This is a genomic window from Streptomyces sp. NPDC048197 (assembly GCF_043202395.1).
Classification (GTDB): domain Bacteria; phylum Actinomycetota; class Actinomycetes; order Streptomycetales; family Streptomycetaceae; genus Streptomyces; species Streptomyces siderophoricus.
The window spans coordinates 33285-49833 of sequence record NZ_JBIDAJ010000035.1 but is presented as its reverse complement, the minus strand read 5'-3'; the positions used below and the strand labels follow the sequence as shown (position 1 = coordinate 49833).

Genomic DNA, 16549 nt, shown 5'->3' with positions numbered 1-16549 from the left:
ATACCGGGGCGCCCGTCTCCGCGCGAGCGAGGGACCGGGACCAGGAGCCCCTTCCGGCCTCGGTCGGACGGTCGGATCAGCGCAGTCCGGCGAAGAGATCGTTCTCGGGTATGGCCGTGCCGGTGGCGTCCTGGACACGTACGAAGGTCTCCATGCCCATCAACTCGCCGAACCGTTCCTTGCCCATCTTGAGGAAGAAGATGTTCTCGCCCTGACTGGCGTGCGCGGCCAGGGCATCGAACTTCTGGCCGCTGAATGCGGTGGTGTCCACCCACGTGGTGATCTCATCGTCGGGGAGGCCGATCTCGGCCATCGCGGCGGCCTCGGCAGGATCCGGCTCCGGCATGTCCTCCTGGAACTCGCGCATGGTCTGCGAGAACCGCTGCATCATCGAGCGGGGCATCGTCGTCCAGTACACCTTCGGTGTCAGCGCGGTCATCTCCAGCGCGGCCATCGTGATGCGGTGGGCCTGGATGTGGTCGGGGTGGCCGTAGAAGCCGTTCTCGTCATAGGTGACGACCACATCGGGCCGGTAGTGCCGCATGAGTTCCGCGAGTCGGGCGGCGCCTTCCTCCACGGGGGTCTGCCAGAAGGATCCGGGGGCGTCGTTGCTCGGCCAGCCGATCATCCCGGAGTCGGCATAGTCCAGCATTTCCAGATCGCTGATCTTCAGGGCTTCACAGCTCGCCTCGAGTTCTTGACGGCGCATCAAGGCGACGGCCGCCGGATCGTGCCCGGGGTCGCCCGGCTTGGCACCCCCTGGCCCGTCACCGCAACCGCCGTCGGTACACGTCACGAGAACCGTGCGGATGCCCTCCGCCGCGTACCGCGCCAGGACCCCTCCGGTTCCGGTGGCCTCGTCGTCGGGGTGGGCGTGCACTGCCATGAGCGTCAAGGGCCGGTCAGTCATGAAACAGTCCTCCTGCGGAAATACGTCGTGTTCCGGGTGCGCGGCGGGTGTACCGCGATCCTGGGACCGGATCCTGGTGGGGCGGACGACCTGGTGGTCTCCGTGTTCCCCGCCCGGCGGCGCCGGTCCCTCGGTCGATGCAACCGTGCCGACCGGCCTGGCTGTTCCCGGCGCGGCGATGGCCTTCCAGGCTTCGGGTTGTCACGCGACCGAGGTAAGGGCGTGAACTGCCGTTCCGTGGAGGCGTCTTGTGTGAGTAGGCAGCCCGCCGACTGCCGCGAACTGCCGTGGCCGCCCTCCTGCCCGGCGCCCTCATCGCGTTCGTGACCTGACCCTGCCGTGTCACGCGCCGAGTGTGTACCAGCAGATGTTCATCGCCACCCACTCCTTCGTGCTTCCCGCATTGTCGACGTCGGTGATCCATACGGAGACGTGGGAGCCTTTCGCCAGCGGGACCGACGTGTTTCCCCAGATTCCCTGAGAATCCTGCTGGGTCTTCTTCCCGCGTGCGACTAGGTCGAAGTAGTACGTGATCCCCGGAGTGCTGACAAAGATCCGGTGCTTGCGCCCGTGCATTTCGTCGTCACTGAACCACTGGTGACTCGCGGCCTCGACCACAAGGAAGCCATCCTTGGCGGCGGTCATGGTCCATTTGTTGCCTTCGCCGGGCTTGTTTGTTCCCCTCGGGTAGTTCTGCCTCGTGGGCCGCGCGCTGAACAGGGCGGTCGCGAACTGCACGGCTCCTCCGGCGACCAGAGTGCCCACGACCGTCGCGCTGCCGCCGATGGTGACGTTGTTGCCGGTCAGGACGTCGACGTGACTGTTGATCTTGAGGGGTGTGCCGGCGGGGCCGCGGAGGTCGGCGACCCGGACGGTCTTGCCGGCTGCGACGGCGTTGACGTCGCCGTTGGCGGTGAGTGTGCCGTTGGCGGTGAGTGCGCCGCCTATGGTGACGTTGTTGCCGGTCAGGACGTTGACATGACTGTTGATCTTGAGGGGTGTGCCGGCGGGGCCGCGGAGGTCGGCGACCCGGACGGTCTTGCCGACCGTGACGGCGTTGACGTCACCGTTCGCGGTGAGCGTGCCGTCGGCGGTGAGTGCGCCTTCGACGTTCATGCCGCCGGTGACCGTCACGTCGGAGATCGCGCGGACACTGTTGTGGAAGAGGGTCTGCCCATTGACGGTGAGGTTGCCGACGTCGAGGTCGGGTCTCCGGACGGTGACCTGGGTGGTGAGGATGCGGGTGACGGGGTTGGTGGGGTCGCTGCTGGTGGTGCCGCGCAGGTAGAAGGTGGTGTCGGAGGTGACGTTGGTGATCGTGCGGGTGGTTTCGTTGGTGACGTTGAGGCTGGTGTCCCCGTAGAGCAGTTCATATGTGGCATTGGTGGAGCGTTTCCAGGTCAGGGTGACCTCGCCGCCGTTGTCGATGACAAGTGGCTCGGCGATGAATTCGCGCAGGTAGAAATCGGCCGGGAATTTGCCGACGTCGAATGTGGTGGAGCGGGCCGGGAAGGCGTTCCCGCTGGTGCGGGAGTATTCGGTTACGGTGATCGGTGCGGTGCCGACCTTGCGGCTGATCGGGATCTGGGACAGCTGGATGGTGAATCCGGTGTCGGGCCCGATCGTTTCGTAGCTCCCTGCCGGGGTGAAGACGAACTCGTCCGAGGACTCGTTCAGCGTGCCGGTCCAGCGGTCGAGGCTGATCCGTGCGGTGGCGCTGGACAGGTTGGTGGCCAGGTCCGGTGACAGCGTCCCGGCCGGCACCTTCACCTTGATCCGTTCCACATCGGCCGGGTCGCGGTGGCGCCGCGAGCCGACGATGATCAGCTCGCCCTTCTCCTCCGGCGTCGAGGGGTTCTCCTCGGACGCCTTGAGCGGGTCGGGGTCGGTGGTGAGCGCGTAGGACAGCAGGGGTTCACGGTCGGGGGCGTCCGTGGTGCGGGTGGGGGAGACCAGAGCCATGAGGATGCTCCTCGGGTCGAGGGGTGTGTGCCGCGCCGGGGCCGGCTGCCGGCGCGGCACCGGGTCCGGCGGTGGGGTCAGCTCTCGGCGGTGTGGGCGACGGCGTCGCCGAGGGTGAGGTGGCCGGAGCGGACTTCGGGTCCGGCGAGGGGCAGATCGTGCGGATCCTGGGTGAGGATCGGCAGGTTCTCCCAGGTGGTGCCGCGCTTCTCGGTCCAGGTCCAGGTGCCGGTGATGCCGGTCGGTGCGGGCATGAGCACGGTCTCCCGCACCTGGCCCTCGGAGCCCAGTAGTTCGGTGGTGCCGGCCAGGAGGGGGCCGGTGCGGAAGTTCACGGTCATGCGGGCGATGGCTTGGTCGGTGAATTCCTGGGGGACGAAGACGCGTTTGGTGGCGAGGATGTCGGTGGTGGCGTGGACTGCGGCGCGTGGGTCGCACAGCACGGTGGCGACGGTGGTGTTGTGGTCACCGAAGTCCAGTTCCAGGCTGGGTTTGTCGCCGATCGGCCGCAGGTAGCCGCCGCTGCCCGCGACGGGATCGATGACGGTTTCGAAGTGGTCGTAGTCGCCGGCGAGGACGTAGCCGACGAGGCCGTCGTCGGTCTGCCGGGCTTCGCCGAGGCGGATCGTCCAGGGATATCGGGGGAGTTCCGGCTCGGGTGGGTCGAAGAGGTTCTGCCAGCTGACGTCGGTGCGCAGGGGGCCGTGCAGTTGCAGGGTGAGGCGGGTGCGGACCAGGGCGAGGGGCCGGCCGAGGAGGAAGCCGAGTCCGGGGTCGGCCGGTCCGTCGGGGTCGATGGTGTGCAGGGCCTGGTCGACGGTGGCGCGGAACGCGTCGAAGGTTTGCGGGCCACCGGACTTGATGGCGCTGAGCAGCCGGTAGGTGTGCGGGGAGAAGTCCTCCAGCTGGTCGAAGTCAGCGAGCGGAGAGCCGGGCAGTGCGCTCCAGGAGACCGCGCGCCGGTCGTCGGTGGTGAGGGTGACGCGTAGTTCGCCGAGCGAGGTGCCGTCGGGGGCGTGGACGACGAGGGAGCGGTCGAGGCGGTTGTGCAGCAGCCAGGCGCAGACGGGGTTGGCGCCGGGGATGAGGTCGATGTCGTCGTCGGTGGCGGAGAGGAAGGAGAAGCTGAGCCGGGCCGGCTGGAGGAGGCGGGGGGAGAGTTCGACGAGGCGTTCGCTGTCGTGGCCGCTGACGGGGTGGGCGGGCCGCATGGTGCGGGGCATTTCGGGCCGGAAGTGGCCGGCCTGGCCGATGAGGTTGACGGCGCGGCCGAAGCGGTCGACGACGGATAGTTCGTGGAAGGCGAGTTGTCCGGCGCGCAGTTCCTGGAAGGTCGATTCGGGCCATGGATCCCAGTCGCTGGACGGGAGGCCGCCGGGGTCCGGCGGGGGGTGGTTGCCGTTGCCGACGAGGTCGGCGATGGGTCCGGTGGGTTGCAGGCCGGAGCCGGGCCGGCGTTGGGCGATGGCGGCGCCGAAGCCGTCGAGGGTCTGTGAGAGCAGGTCGGTGCTGCGCACCTTGGCGTGCAGGTGCTGGATGCTGTCGGCCGGGAGCTGGTCGCGGACGCGGGCATAGGCGGTGAGGGCGCCGTCGAGGGCGTGTCCGGCGGCGGGGGTGAGGATCTGCCGTCCGGAGATCGTCAGCGGTGTGCCGGGGGTGCCGGTGCCCTGCCACTGGTAGCGGGAGCGTTCGATGAACTCCCAGTGCGCGGTGGCGCCGTCGCGGAACGGCAGGGGAAAGTACTCGGCCTTCCACATCAGATACAGCGGCTGCCAGGGCATCTCCCAAGCGTCGGTGCCGTACTCGGGCAGCGTGCCGGTGACGTCGCGGATCTGGCCGGTGGTGGCCAGGGCGCGGTCGAGGATGAGGAATTCGGTCAGCAGCGCGTGGAAACAGGGGGGCAGGTGGCTGAGGTTCACCTGGGCGACGAGGTCGGCGACGTCGCTGGTGGTGAGGCCGGATGCGCGGGTGACCAGCCGGTCGGGGGTCCGACAGGGCAGCGGGGTGTCGCGGGTGAGCGGGGCGTGCAGTTGAGCGCCTTGCAGGGCGAGCACGGGGTCTGCGGAGTACTCGTAGTCCTGGGCGGGCACGCGGATCAGCCGCCGGTCGGCGCGTGAGCCGTATGGGGAGTAGAGGGCATCGATACTGGCGGCCAGGTCCGCTTCGGTCTTGCCCCAGGGCAGGGCGCGGCGCTGCTCGGCCAGGCGCTGGGCGAGGGCGATGACCTGGCCGGCCGCACCGTCGGGATCGGCGAGGTCGAGTTCGCCTTCGTCCGTTCCGGGGACGCGTTCGCGGAACTCCTCGGACTGGTCTTCGCGGCGGCTGAGCCACCACAGGTGGTAGAGGCGTTCGCGGGCGGCGTCGAATTCGGCTTCGGTGGCGTCGTGTTCGGCCTGCATCCGGTTGAGTTCGGCAACGGTGTCGGCCTCGGCGACGCGGGCGGAGCGGCGGGCGGCGACGACGTCGGGTGCGGGGATGTGGCCGGGGTCGTCGCCGCGTTCGCCGATGAACCAGCGGTAGCCTCCGGGGACCGGGCCGAAGGCGGTGTCGTGGGCGCGGCGGTCGGTGAGGATGTCCGCTTCGGGACGGTCACGTTCTTCCAGTCCCTCGATGCCGCCGAGCAGGAAGGCGCGGAAGAGGTCGGCTTCGGCTGCGGAGAAGCCCCCTTCGCCGTCCGCCTGGGTTCCGAGTTCCGCGGCCGCCTCGGACATGGTGTTGGCGACCATCACGGTGATGTCCTCGCGGCGGGGGCAGGGAGGGCCGGGGACCGGGCCGGCCAGGTTCCAGTCCAGGCCGAGGACGGTGCCGGTGTAGACGGAGGAACGGATCTGGCTGCCGGAGCCGGCCGGCTGGGTCCATTCCAGACGCCGCAGGAGTGGGGCGAGGTGCTCGGGGAGTCCCTCGGGGCCGGCGAGGATGTCGCTTGCCGGGTCGGAGTACCAGCCGGCGACGAAGTAGCTCAGCTGTTCCTGCTCGGCGGCGAGGTCGTCCAGGGTGTCGTGCAGGGAGAAGACGTTGGTGTTGTAGGGCTGGAAGACGGAGAAGGTGAGCAGGCCGGGCCCGATCGCGGTCAGGAACGGGGTCCGCGGGTTGTCGGGATGCCGCCAGGGTCCGGACAGCTCGTGGCACTTGCCGATGAGGGTCGCTTTCGGCTCGTCGCCGTGCGGATCCTGGAAGGACACGGTGCCGTTTTTCTCGTCCAGGTAGTCGCTTTCGACGATCCAGGCTTTGAGTGTGCCGGTGCTGTGCGCGTGACGGACGACCAGCCAGCGGTTGGGGACGAGGGGAAAGCCACCGACGCCTTCCTCGTCGTCGTGCCGGCCGCGGGTGAGCGCGGCGGGCAGTTCCCACTGGAGATAGACGCCGAGGCGGTCTTCGCGGCCGGTCCACGTCTCGAGTCCGTCGAAGGGCCTCGGCTCCGGCTCCTCGCCCTGCCCGATGCCTTTGAAGTTGGTGTTCCAGCGCTGGATGACGTGATGGCTTCCGGTGTCGCGGGTCTGCCGGTTGACGGCGAGGGCGGCCACCTCGACCGGCACGACCAGGGTGTTGTCCACGGACATGGGCCGTCGGTCCTTTCATGAACGGCGCGGCGTGGCTGCGGGTGAGGGTGTGGCGGGTGCCGGTCAGAGCCGGTAGGAGAAGTTCTGTGCCTGCGGAGCGTTGATCATCTGCAGGGCGAAGTACGCGGGGGAGAACTCCTCGGCCTCGATGCCGTGAGCGTCGGCCAGCGCGGGGACCAGTGCGTCCCCGTCGCCGTGCGCGTTGAGGACGTCCGCATCGCCGGGGCGCAGAAAGCGGCTGAAGCCGGCCGGCCGCGGGAACTCGCCCTTGGGGTAGCCGATGCGGTCACCGCTGATCTCGCGCAGTTCGATCGTGCCGACATCGCCGATGCCGAAGCAGATGCCGCGCGGCGGCTCACACAGTTCGAACCGGTCGATCACCTGCGGGTAGAGCAGCAGCCGGATGTCGGTGCCGTAGACGGTGCTGCGCAGCGGTTCGACGACGCCGGTGCCCCGATAGGCGGTGATGACGGCCTGGGGCCACTGGGGTACCAGGGCGGACCGGATCAGTACGGCGCAGGCCGGTACCGGGCCGCCGCTGGTGGCCAGGTTGTTGAGGTCGGCGTCCAGGGCGTGGCCGACGCCGACACTGAGGGCACCGTCCACGGCGGCGCGGACCCAGTCGGGGTCTACGTAGGCGAAGCGGATGGACTCCTCCGGGAGCATCCGGCTGTCCGGTACCAGATGCTCGAAGCCCAGCATTTCCAGGCGTCGCAGCCGGTCCAGCCAGCCGGCCACGGTACTCAACCGGTCACCGGCGGCCCGGGTGAGGAGGTTGGCGATGCCCGGCTGGCCTACGAGGGCCCGCAGGTCGGCCGCGGTGCGTGGCGGCCGGGCGCTGGCGGTGACAGTACGGCGCAGGCCGGCACGCAGCTGTGGGCCGGCCTGGTCCACGGCACGGGCGAAGCGGGTGGCGTCCTCGTCGAGGAGCATGTGGTCGAAGGCTTCGAAGGCCAGCGGCGCGGTGAGCTGCCGGGCCGTGACCACGGTGCCGGCCAGCTGGGGATGGGAGGCCAGACGGCGCACCGCGGAACGGGCGGCGGACCGGAACTCAAGCAGACCGGCGCGGAACTCGGCGTCGGACAGGGCCAGCAGGCGCCCGGCAGCGAACGCGCCCGCGTAGGCGGTGTCGAAGACGCCGTACTTCTCCAGGTAGATCAACGCCTCGCCGGACGATTCCAGCCGGACGGCACCGGAACCGGGCGGGGGCAGCTCGCGGGCGGGCCGGGCGGTGAGCGGTCCGCGGTGGAACGCGACGGTGCGCTCGCCCGTCTCCAGACGCTGCGGCAGGGCGACGGCGCCGCCCGCCATACGGTCGAGGGCCTCGCGCTGAGGGGCGGACGGGTCCGCCGGGGCGGTGACCGGCAGGCGCAGCCGCAGTTCTTCGGTGTCGCGCGGGGTGACACCGTCGGTGGTGGCCAGGTGCTGGGCCAGGTCACCGAAGCCGATACCGGAGTCAGGCTCGGTGGTGAACGTCCAGGACGTGAGCGAGACCAGGCGCACGCCCTCGGCGGGGGCGGGGGCGGTCAGGTTCTGGCCGAAGCCTTCCAGGGAGACGAGGTGGACCACGTGCCGGCCGCCCTCGGCGGCGGGGAAGCGGTTGGCGATGACAACGCCGTTGAGCTGCTTCTCGTCCGGCGCCGGGTCGGACCCGGCCACCGTGGCATCAGGCCGACCGCCCTCGCGGACGTGGGCGAGGTAGCCCATCTCCACGGGCAGGGGCTTGATCTTGTCGAACAGGTCGGCGGGGACCAGGACCGTCGCACAACGCTCCTCGTACTCCTCCTCCCGCAGGCTCTCCGAGGGCAGGGCGGGTGGATGGCCGGGGCCCAGCTGCGAGCAGAGGAGCTCGCGGACCGTGCCGGCGGTGACCGAACCGACCGCGTCGGGGTCCTCGGGCAGCTCGTCCTCCCGGAACAGCAGCAGGGCCATCCACGGCACCGCTTCGGGAGGTTCGGGGTGTGGACCCCCGGGTTCCGACGGTACAGGTTTCGGATATTCCGGGCCCAGCGGCCGGTTCCAGGGCAGGCCGGGGGCGTCGAGGTTGATGTGCGGAAGGATCTGGCTGTAGGTGCCGACGGCATCGGGCGCCGGGAAGCGGGCGTTGATCCCGGCCGGGTCGATGCTGAACCGCGGCTCGATGACGTCGAACGGCTGCGGTGTGGCGTCGATGACCCGGTCGCCGCCGTCGACGTCCTTGAGGATCTGCCGGTCGTGGATTGCGTAGCGGCCGGCGTACAGCGAGGGAATGCGGTAGTCGAAGAACCGGGTGCGGTGTGTGGCCGTGGGCACGGTGAAAGGCCGGGGCCCCGAGGCGGGTGTGGTGGTCACGAGCGTGCCTTTCGACAAGGGAGCTACGAACGCCGGCAGGGGAGGAGCAGGCTCGGCCCGCGGTCGTTCACGGGCCAGGGGGAATCAGCCGGCGGGAACGAGCATCGGGCTCGCAGTGAAGGCGGTGCCCGCAGCGCGCGCATAACCGCTCAAGTCGGTGTCGACCGGCCCGAGTTCCACGCCGAGACGTCCCAGTGCGCCGACGAGAGCGGAACGGTTGCTGCGGGTGCCGCCCGCGTCGATACCGTCGTGGATCTTCTCGATCACCCCGCCGGGCCGCCGCGGTTCGGCGCCGAAGGAGTCTTCGTCCGCGGACAGCGGCTGGCGGCCGTCCGGGGCGATCGGATCGAAAGAGATCCCCTTCTCGTCGATGAACCCGGTGGAGGTCCCGTAGTTCACCGGGGGCGACACGAGCTGGACTCCGATGATCCGTTCACGGAGCAGTCCGTCACGGCCACCGCCGTCCGGGCTCGTGCCCCACAGGGCGTTGACGACGTTCCCGCGGATCGGGGTGTGCTTCCAGTGCCTCAGGGTTTCGTCCCGGCCCTCGCGGTCGAGCCACACGCGCAGTTCGCTCTCCTTGCCCTGCAGGTGCATGGGCAGGATGTCCACTGCCGTGCCGGTGTTGACCGGTGTGGTGCTGTCGCGATCCAGGTACAGCCTGCTGACGGGGGCCTGGGTGTCGGTGGTGAAGGTGAAGCCGCCGCTGTCCACCAACCACGGCCTGGTGTCACTGCCGGCGGCAGCATCAGGGGTGCTCTCGCCGGCGTACCCGGAACCAGGGACGGTACGGATGAGGTGCTTGGGCTCCGGCAGCATGCCCTGGAAGCCGCCCCAGCCCAAGGCAGGCTTCTCGCTGCGGCGCTTGGCGCCGAATCCGATGGTGAAGGAGATGAACCACAGGTGGACGGTGGCCTCGCCGCCCACCGCCGGGCCCCAGACCCGCACACTGGCCCCGATCTCGACGGAGATCGTGAGCCGGAAGAACCACACCTTGATGGTGGCGGAAACCCCGATCCGCACCCCGATGCCCACGTCGAAGTAGAAGGGGTTCCACTCCACCAGGACATCCAGCTTGGCAGTGAGCCAGGCTCGCACCATCCCGGCCTGGAAGACGATTTCCAGACTCCCGCCGGCCATCAGCGACTTGGGTGTCACAGCGGCATAGGCAGTGCCGCTGATCTTGATCGTGTTGCCGATCCCCCAGTCCAGACCGGCGGGTTCCGACTTCGGGTAGTGGCCGGGCAGTTCGCGGGCCCGCGGGATGGCCCCGAGGATCAGCGCGAAGTCCCCCGCCTGGGGGTGCTTGCCGAACCAGAACTTCATCCCGACGCCGCCGCGCAGTTTGCAGTTCTCGTCGATGAGGAAGGTCTTCTCGGTGAAACCGGCGCTGATGCTCAGTTCCCCGGCAACGGGCTTGACCGTCACCTCGAAGCCGATCTCCAGCCGGGCGATCTTCTTCTCGCTCTGCGTCGGCAGCTGTGCGCCACCGGCCCCGAGCAGACTGATCGTCAGTTCCGATCCCGTCTGCACCAGAGCCATCGCGCGCCCGCGCAATGTCTTGAAGCAGTCGAAGGCCAGACCGGCGGCGAACCACAGGTCGCCCTCCTGCGGGGTCACCCACGGTTTGGGCGGGCCGATCAGACGGGTCAGCACCTTCAGGGGATCGACCGAGGGGCCGTCCGCTCCGATCGCACCGGGGTTGTCCAGGGCCATCAGGAACGGGAATGCGCCCAGGTCGTCCGCCCTCGGCACCCGCACCCGGCTGTTCCAGCCGCCGCCGGCGGCGACGCCCCGCACGGCAAAGGGGGGCGGAGTGACACTGCTGCCCAGCGAACCGTAGGCGAACAACGACGGCCGAACACTGCTGGTGCGGGGATCGAGGTACGCGCCCATCAGAGACCCGTTGAATTTCCCGGTGTCAAGGAGCAGCGCCCCGCCGAACGCTGCCTCGTAATCCTTGAAAGGCCCGTCCTCCGCCAGGATCGGCATCGCAGTGAACGCCCCCGCGACCCGCACCGGCGCCTTCTCGTACTCCACGCTGATGCCGCCGCCACCAATGGGGGTTTCGACCGGCTGCCAACCACGCGTCATCGGCGACTCGAGCACCCGCACCCCCTGCTGCCGGTACGCCGTCGGCCGGGGTACGAAGATGCCGCGCTCGGTGACCAGTGCCTGCGGCCCGCGCTCCTGTGCACGTTCGGCGGCAGTGCGGACGCGAGCCGGGGGCAGCGGACGGCCCAGCCCGTCCAGCCGGTCCGGATCGGTCTGCGCCGCACGGCCCCGTACGGTCAGCCGCATGGCCCGACCGTCCACCACTGCCCAGGCCCCGGGCGGCAGTTCCGCACCTGCCGCAGCACCATCGACCAGCAGCAGCCGGCGCCCCGCACCGAGATCGGCGGCGGCCACCGTACCGGTCACCCGTTCACCCTCGCCCGTGAAGGCAATGCGCACCGGCACCGGAGACGCAGAAGCGGTCGTCGTGGCCTGCCCGGTGATCCGCAACTCCGTCAGATCACACACCGCGCCCTCGACCCGCATCCGGCCGCCACGGAACACCAGGCCCACATCGGGCACATGGCCATCCAGTACGGATACGGGGATCTCGACCGCTCCTCCCGGCGCGGCCTGCTCAAGGATTTCCCGGATCTCACCCACACGTGCTGACACAGAGCCCCAGCCTCCGAACCGCAGCAGAAGGAAAGAACGGACCAGCTACTCGCCCTACTTGAAGCAACCATCGATACCCAGCACAGGCTCGTGACAGAACGCACCTGATCAATCACGGACCGTACAACAATGCCTGGTCGGAACGGCGGGCGAGCAGGCGATTTCCGCCAACGGGCTCGCGGTCACCACCCACCACTTCCACCGCAGCAGAAGGCGGACGCCCGGGCGCATGCGCCCGTCGCGGACACCGCGCACACCGGTCGCGACGGCCGATGGCGCGTCGGCCGCAGCCACCGAGAAGACACCGACGGCCGCCGGCCGGGCCGGAGACACGAACAGCTGGTGTCGCCATCACCGTGCGCACCGGTCCGGGACGCGCCGAGGGAAGACCCACGGTGTTCACAAGCGTTCCGATGTCCGAGCACCGCTGTCCGCGCCAGACGTCGAGTTCGTCACCACCCTCCACGACAACCCCAGCCCCCTCGTTGTCCTGATGTAGCCGTACGGCGCAGGGACCGGCTGGCCTTGAAGCCACAGGCGTATGCCAGCCAGCGGGAGGACGTGCGCGGGAACGCATCGGCGCGGAGGAGAAAGAGGGGGGAGTTTCGCACCGCTTGGGGGCCGGGGCTTCTCATAGCCACGGTTGGTAAAAAGCCAACAGATGAGGGTGATCGCCACCTGTTCGTGACCGACCGAGGCGCGGGGGTGCGGTGTGCTGTCCACCCCCGGTTGGCGAGGGCCGAGGGTGGGCGAGGCGGTCAGCCGTCGGTGAGTGTCAGGGGCCGGTGGGCCGGCTCGGTTCGGCAGCGGTCCGGCGCAGTTCCTCGTTGAGTCGCTGGGCCTCTTCGAGCTGGTCTTCGAGGATGACGATGCGGCAGGCGGCATCGATCGGGGTGCCCTGGTCGACGAGCTCCCGGGCGCGGGCCGCGATGCGCAGCTGGTAGCGGGAATAGCGGCGGTGGCCGCCTTCGGAACGCAAGGGGACGATGAGACGGGCTTCGCCGACGGCCCGCAGGAAGGCCGGCGTGGTGCCGATCATCTCCGCGGCGCGGCCCATGGTGTAGGCGGGGTAGTCGTCGTCATCGAATTTGTCGGTGGCGCGCGAGGGGGTCTCTCGGGTCATTGAACCTCTTCATAGGACGCGTCGAGGGGCCCTGGTGCCATACGGCACCAGGGCCCCGAGGGTTTCAACACCATCTACCGGTGCCAGGCACCGGCCTTCTGTTTCCGCATGCGCGCCCGAGGGGGCGGGGATGCGGGGATCGCAGCTGCGTGACCGGGGACCACCTTCCAATCCGGGGCCTGCGGTACCCGAGCGGGCTGGGTCCTCGCTCGGGCGATCCTGATGGTGCCTGCTCCTCTCTTTCTCTTAACTTCTCTTCGTACTTCTCTTCGGTGTTGCTGTCGTGCGGTCATGCTCGGCGGCCCTGAAAGCCGCCCGGCACGGCAGTCAGCGGTGGGGCCCTCCTGCACAGTCCCGGCCCCGCGACTCCACTGCCATGCCGTGTCCTGCTCGCGGCAGTTCGTGTCTGCCGCGCCTCGCTGACGTCGTTGGCTACGAGAGAAACCTTAGCCACATGAAGCGGGAATGTCTACTGCGGCCACCATAGATTTCACTCGGCTGCAGGAACAGAATCAGGCTGCTCCCGCCGCCCGGCGCGGTGGGCCGTAGGCCCCGGGTGCGGCAGGGCTCAGGGCGGCCGTCGGCCCGGGCAGGGCTTGGCTGTAGGGCGGCGCTGTGAGCAACAAGCAGTTCGGGGCGGTGTGGAAGGTGCCTGCGCGCCGCCAGGATCGCCCGCACGGTGAGACGCCTGGTGCCCGGTCCGCTGCCCGCGAAGTCTGAGCGCTGGAGGACGGGACCGATGCTTTTCCGGCCGGATAGAGGCTGAGCGCCGACGCCGAATATCTCGTGTCGCAACTGCAGAAATGGCTACCGGCGCAGGAGGGGTTTTTATGTCCTCGAAAGCGTCGGGAGCGTGTGTGCTGTGCATGGTCACCAGTACCGTGCTAGCGTTGACGTCAGTTGCAGTTGTGGTTCCCGATGACTTCAAGTGCGCTCGCCGTAATACTCGGCGAGAGTGCTTTTATGCTTTCCGGCGTATTTCCCGGCGGGGTAATCATCGCGGCGACACGGGGCCCGCACGGTGTGGGCTCCGGGCACTGCCCCGAAGGAGATATGACATGGCTACTGGCACCGTGAAGTGGTTCAACTCGGAAAAGGGTTTCGGCTTCATCGAGCAGGACGGTGGCGGCGCTGACGTCTTCGCCCACTACTCGAACATCGCCGCCCAGGGCTTCCGTGAGCTGCAGGAGGGCCAGAAGGTGAACTTCGACGTCACGCAGGGCCAGAAGGGCCCGCAGGCCGAGAACATCGTTCCCGCCTGACGCTGTCGACGCTGACGCGTACACACGAAGCTGGGGCCCGCACCTTGGGTGCGGGCCCCAGCTCGTTGCTTTTGCGTGTTTCCCTGTGAGCCGCAACGGCCGCACAAGCGGCGTGGGGCGGTCGTAAAATCCTTGCCCTCTATGGCGCGGGCGGACGATGATCCGCCCAGTAAATTCATGATCCGGCAAATTGTCGCTGCCCTTTGTGGCATTTGCCGAATTTCTCCCTCCGATGCGCTGGGCCGGCATATTTCCGCCCCGCTTCGTTTCATCTCTTTTCATCGGTTCGTCCTTGTGATTCTTTGTGTGCGGCATATTGAGTCGCCGGGAATTCCTCGACGTACCGCATCGAGGAAGGTTCTCCATGAACCGCACAGCTCGTACCAATGACCGCAACGCTCGTACCCGCTCCTCCGGCTCCGGCCGCGGCGGATACCGCTCGCAACCGTCGAACCGCTCCGCCGGCAATCGGCGTCGTCCCGTCGCACGGCAGGGCGAGTTCGCCCTGCCCGTCACGCGCACTCCCGCCCTGCCCCCGGCCGAGACCTTCGCGGAACTGGACATGCCGCCCGCGCTGCTGGCGTCGCTGACCGCGGAAGGGGTGTCGGTCCCGTTCCCGATCCAGGCCGCCACGCTGCCGAATTCGCTGGCCGGGCGCGACGTTCTGGGCCGCGGGCGCACCGGCTCGGGCAAGACGCTCGCCTTCGGCCTGGCCCTGCTGGCCCGCACCGCCGGCCGGCGCGCCGAGCCGGGGCGGCCCCTGGCCCTGATTCTGGTTCCCACCCGGGAGCTGGCTCAGCAGGTCACCGACGCGCTCACGCCCTATTCCCGGTCACTGAAGCTGCGGCTGGCAACCGTCGTCGGCGGGATGTCGATCGGCCGGCAGGCCGGCGCGCTGCGCGGCGGCGCCGAAGTCGTGGTCGCCACGCCGGGGCGGCTCAAGGACCTCATCGAGCGCGGTGACTGCCGCTTGGACCAGGTCGGCATCACGGTGCTGGACGAGGCCGACCAGATGGCCGACATGGGTTTCATGCCCCAGGTCACCGCACTGCTCGACCAGGTCCGGCCCGAGGGGCAGCGCATGCTCTTCTCGGCCACCTTGGACCGCAACGTCGACCTCCTGGTCCGGCGCTACCTCGCCGACCCGGTGGTCCACTCCGTCGACCCCTCAGCTGGCGCGGTCACCACGATGGAACACCACCTGCTGCACGTCCACGGCGCAGACAAGCACGCCACGACCACTGAGATCGCCGCCCGCGAGGGCCGGTCGATCATGTTCCTGGACACCAAGCACGCCGTCGACAAGCTCACCGAGCACCTGCTGCACAGCGGTGTCCGCGCCGCCGCCCTGCACGGCGGCAAGTCCCAGCCCCAGCGCACCCGCACCCTGGCCCAGTTCAAGAGCGGCCATGTCACCGTCCTGGTGGCCACCAACGTCGCCGCCCGCGGCATCCACGTCGACAACCTGGACCTCGTCGTCAACGTCGACCCGCCCAGCGACCACAAGGACTACCTGCACCGCGGTGGCCGCACTGCCCGGGCAGGCGAGTCCGGCAGCGTCGTCACCCTCGTCCTGCCCAACCAGCGCCGTGAGATGGACCGCCTGATGTCCGACGCGGGCATCACTCCCCAGTCCACCCACGTCCGCTCCGGGGAAGCCGCACTGAGCCGCATCACCGGCGCCCAGGCCCCCTCCGGAGTTCCCGTCACCCTCACCGCCCCGGTCGTCGAACGCGCCAAGCGCAGCGGCTCCTCCACGAGCGGCCGCCGCAGCCGCTCCGCCCAGGCCCGACGCTTCGCAGGATCGTCCCGGACCGCGACACCCAGGTCTCAGCGGCAGACTTCCCGGGACACGGCCGCGTAGGTCCCGCCCGGACGGCCACGCTCGGCTCGCTGGACCACCACCGCACGGAGGCTTCCGTTGACTCTGCTTCAGACCTGCCCCCAGGCGCACTGCTCCGACAGGGCGGCCGGCGACGTCATGACGCCGCCGGGACCGCAGGTCGGCGACGACATGATCGTCGACCTGGCCCTGTCCGTCCTCATCGGCGCCCGTGCCGACCATCTCCTCGTCCGTGATGAGGACGGGCGGTGTACGGGCCTGATCACTCGTTCCCAGATGGCAGCCCACCACCACGGCTCCTGGTACACCGAGGAGACTCGGTTGCGGGACCTCAGCTACGACCGCGGTCCCTTCACTTCGCCCGCGATGTCTGTACGCGAGGCGGAACGTGCCATGCGCCGACGCGCGCTGCGGGCCTCACCCGTGATCAATGAGGACGGGTACGCCCTGGGCATCGTCGCCCTGAGCCGTTGATCCTTTCCACCCGGGGCGGCGATCCGTCTCCGTCTCCGGCTCCTCTTCGGCCCTGTAGAGGCACGATGCGCTGCGTCATCGCCCGCTTCCCCTTCGACCTGCTCAAGACCGCGGACGCGAGGAAATGCACCAAACCCGAACCCGACACCGGTGAGTCCGTGCTCATCGGTCGCCGCCAATACCCCGTCAAGCAGGTCGGGGAGATCATCAGCGGACAGGACCGCAATGAGCCAGGTGGCGTGGGATCCGTACGAGCGGATCATGGTGAGCTACGACGAGTCGGGTCACCCGGTCGTCCACGAAGTCTCCACGGTGAGGCTCTGACCTGCGCAGATCCCGCCTCCAGGCGCGCTCGGCGGCCACGTTTCGACGGCTCTTCCTGACCCGGGTGTCAGGATCGCGTCACGGAGTGGG

General features: G+C 69.1%; 10 protein-coding genes. 4 read left to right on the top strand and 6 right to left on the bottom strand.

Annotation, left to right across the window (positions count from 1 at the left end; all coding sequences use genetic code 11):
- Nucleotides 1–76: 76 nt before the first annotated feature.
- The 6 genes from ACGF4C_RS32150 to ACGF4C_RS32125 form a co-directional block, all read right to left on the bottom strand.
- Nucleotides 77–910, bottom strand: coding sequence for a PIG-L family deacetylase (locus tag ACGF4C_RS32150; protein WP_393571053.1), 834 nt, complete (start codon nt 908–910; stop codon nt 77–79).
- A 342-nt stretch (nt 911–1252) separates the two neighbouring features.
- The gene (locus tag ACGF4C_RS32145; protein ID WP_393571051.1) at nt 1253–2872 is read right to left on the bottom strand and encodes a hypothetical protein; all 1620 of its coding nucleotides are present in this window, start codon (nt 2870–2872) and stop codon (nt 1253–1255) included.
- A gap of 77 nt (nt 2873–2949) precedes the next feature.
- Complete coding sequence (locus tag ACGF4C_RS32140; protein WP_393571049.1) at nt 2950–6432, bottom strand: hypothetical protein; 3483 nt, start codon at nt 6430–6432, stop codon at nt 2950–2952.
- A 63-nt stretch (nt 6433–6495) separates the two neighbouring features.
- Nucleotides 6496–8724: a hypothetical protein gene (locus ACGF4C_RS32135; RefSeq protein ID WP_393571047.1), complete on the bottom strand. Its 2229-nt coding sequence runs from the start codon at nt 8722–8724 to the stop codon at nt 6496–6498.
- 123 nt (nt 8725–8847) lie between these two features.
- Entirely contained in the window at nt 8848–11433 is a 2586-nt protein-coding gene (locus ACGF4C_RS32130; protein ID WP_393571045.1) for a DUF6603 domain-containing protein, read from the bottom strand.
- A 775-nt stretch (nt 11434–12208) separates the two neighbouring features.
- Nucleotides 12209–12556: a MerR family transcriptional regulator gene (locus tag ACGF4C_RS32125; protein ID WP_393571043.1), complete on the bottom strand. Its 348-nt coding sequence runs from the start codon at nt 12554–12556 to the stop codon at nt 12209–12211.
- Nucleotides 12557–13614: 1058 nt separating this feature from the next.
- Between ACGF4C_RS32125 and ACGF4C_RS32120 the strand changes: the two genes are divergently transcribed.
- From ACGF4C_RS32120 to ACGF4C_RS32105, 4 genes are all read left to right on the top strand, one after another.
- Nucleotides 13615–13818 (top strand): cold-shock protein, encoded by a 204-nt coding sequence (locus ACGF4C_RS32120; protein WP_362145186.1) that lies wholly within the window; start codon nt 13615–13617, stop codon nt 13816–13818.
- A 364-nt stretch (nt 13819–14182) separates the two neighbouring features.
- A complete protein-coding gene (locus ACGF4C_RS32115) occupies nt 14183–15682 on the top strand; it encodes a DEAD/DEAH box helicase (RefSeq protein ID WP_393571040.1) in 1500 nt (499 codons plus the stop codon).
- 57 nt (nt 15683–15739) lie between these two features.
- Nucleotides 15740–16135, top strand: a complete 396-nt coding sequence (locus ACGF4C_RS32110) for a CBS domain-containing protein (RefSeq protein WP_393571038.1) — start codon at nt 15740–15742, stop codon at nt 16133–16135.
- A 65-nt stretch (nt 16136–16200) separates the two neighbouring features.
- Nucleotides 16201–16518: an SCO5918 family protein gene (locus ACGF4C_RS32105; protein WP_393571036.1), complete on the top strand. Its 318-nt coding sequence runs from the start codon at nt 16201–16203 to the stop codon at nt 16516–16518.
- Nucleotides 16519–16549: the final 31 nt, after the last annotated feature.

Excerpts from the sequence above, each read along its gene's own strand:
- ACGF4C_RS32150 (WP_393571053.1), bottom strand. The coding sequence starts at position 910 with ATGACTGACCGGCCCTTGACGCTCATGGCAGTGCACGCCCACCCCGAC.
- ACGF4C_RS32145 (WP_393571051.1), bottom strand. The coding sequence starts at position 2,872 with ATGGCTCTGGTCTCCCCCACCCGCACCACGGACGCCCCCGACCGTGAA.
- ACGF4C_RS32140 (WP_393571049.1), bottom strand. The coding sequence starts at position 6,432 with ATGTCCGTGGACAACACCCTGGTCGTGCCGGTCGAGGTGGCCGCCCTC.
- ACGF4C_RS32125 (WP_393571043.1), bottom strand. The coding sequence starts at position 12,556 with ATGACCCGAGAGACCCCCTCGCGCGCCACCGACAAATTCGATGACGAC.
- ACGF4C_RS32120 (WP_362145186.1), top strand. The coding sequence starts at position 13,615 with ATGGCTACTGGCACCGTGAAGTGGTTCAACTCGGAAAAGGGTTTCGGC.
- ACGF4C_RS32115 (WP_393571040.1), top strand. The coding sequence starts at position 14,183 with ATGAACCGCACAGCTCGTACCAATGACCGCAACGCTCGTACCCGCTCC.
- ACGF4C_RS32105 (WP_393571036.1), top strand. The coding sequence starts at position 16,201 with ATGCGCTGCGTCATCGCCCGCTTCCCCTTCGACCTGCTCAAGACCGCG.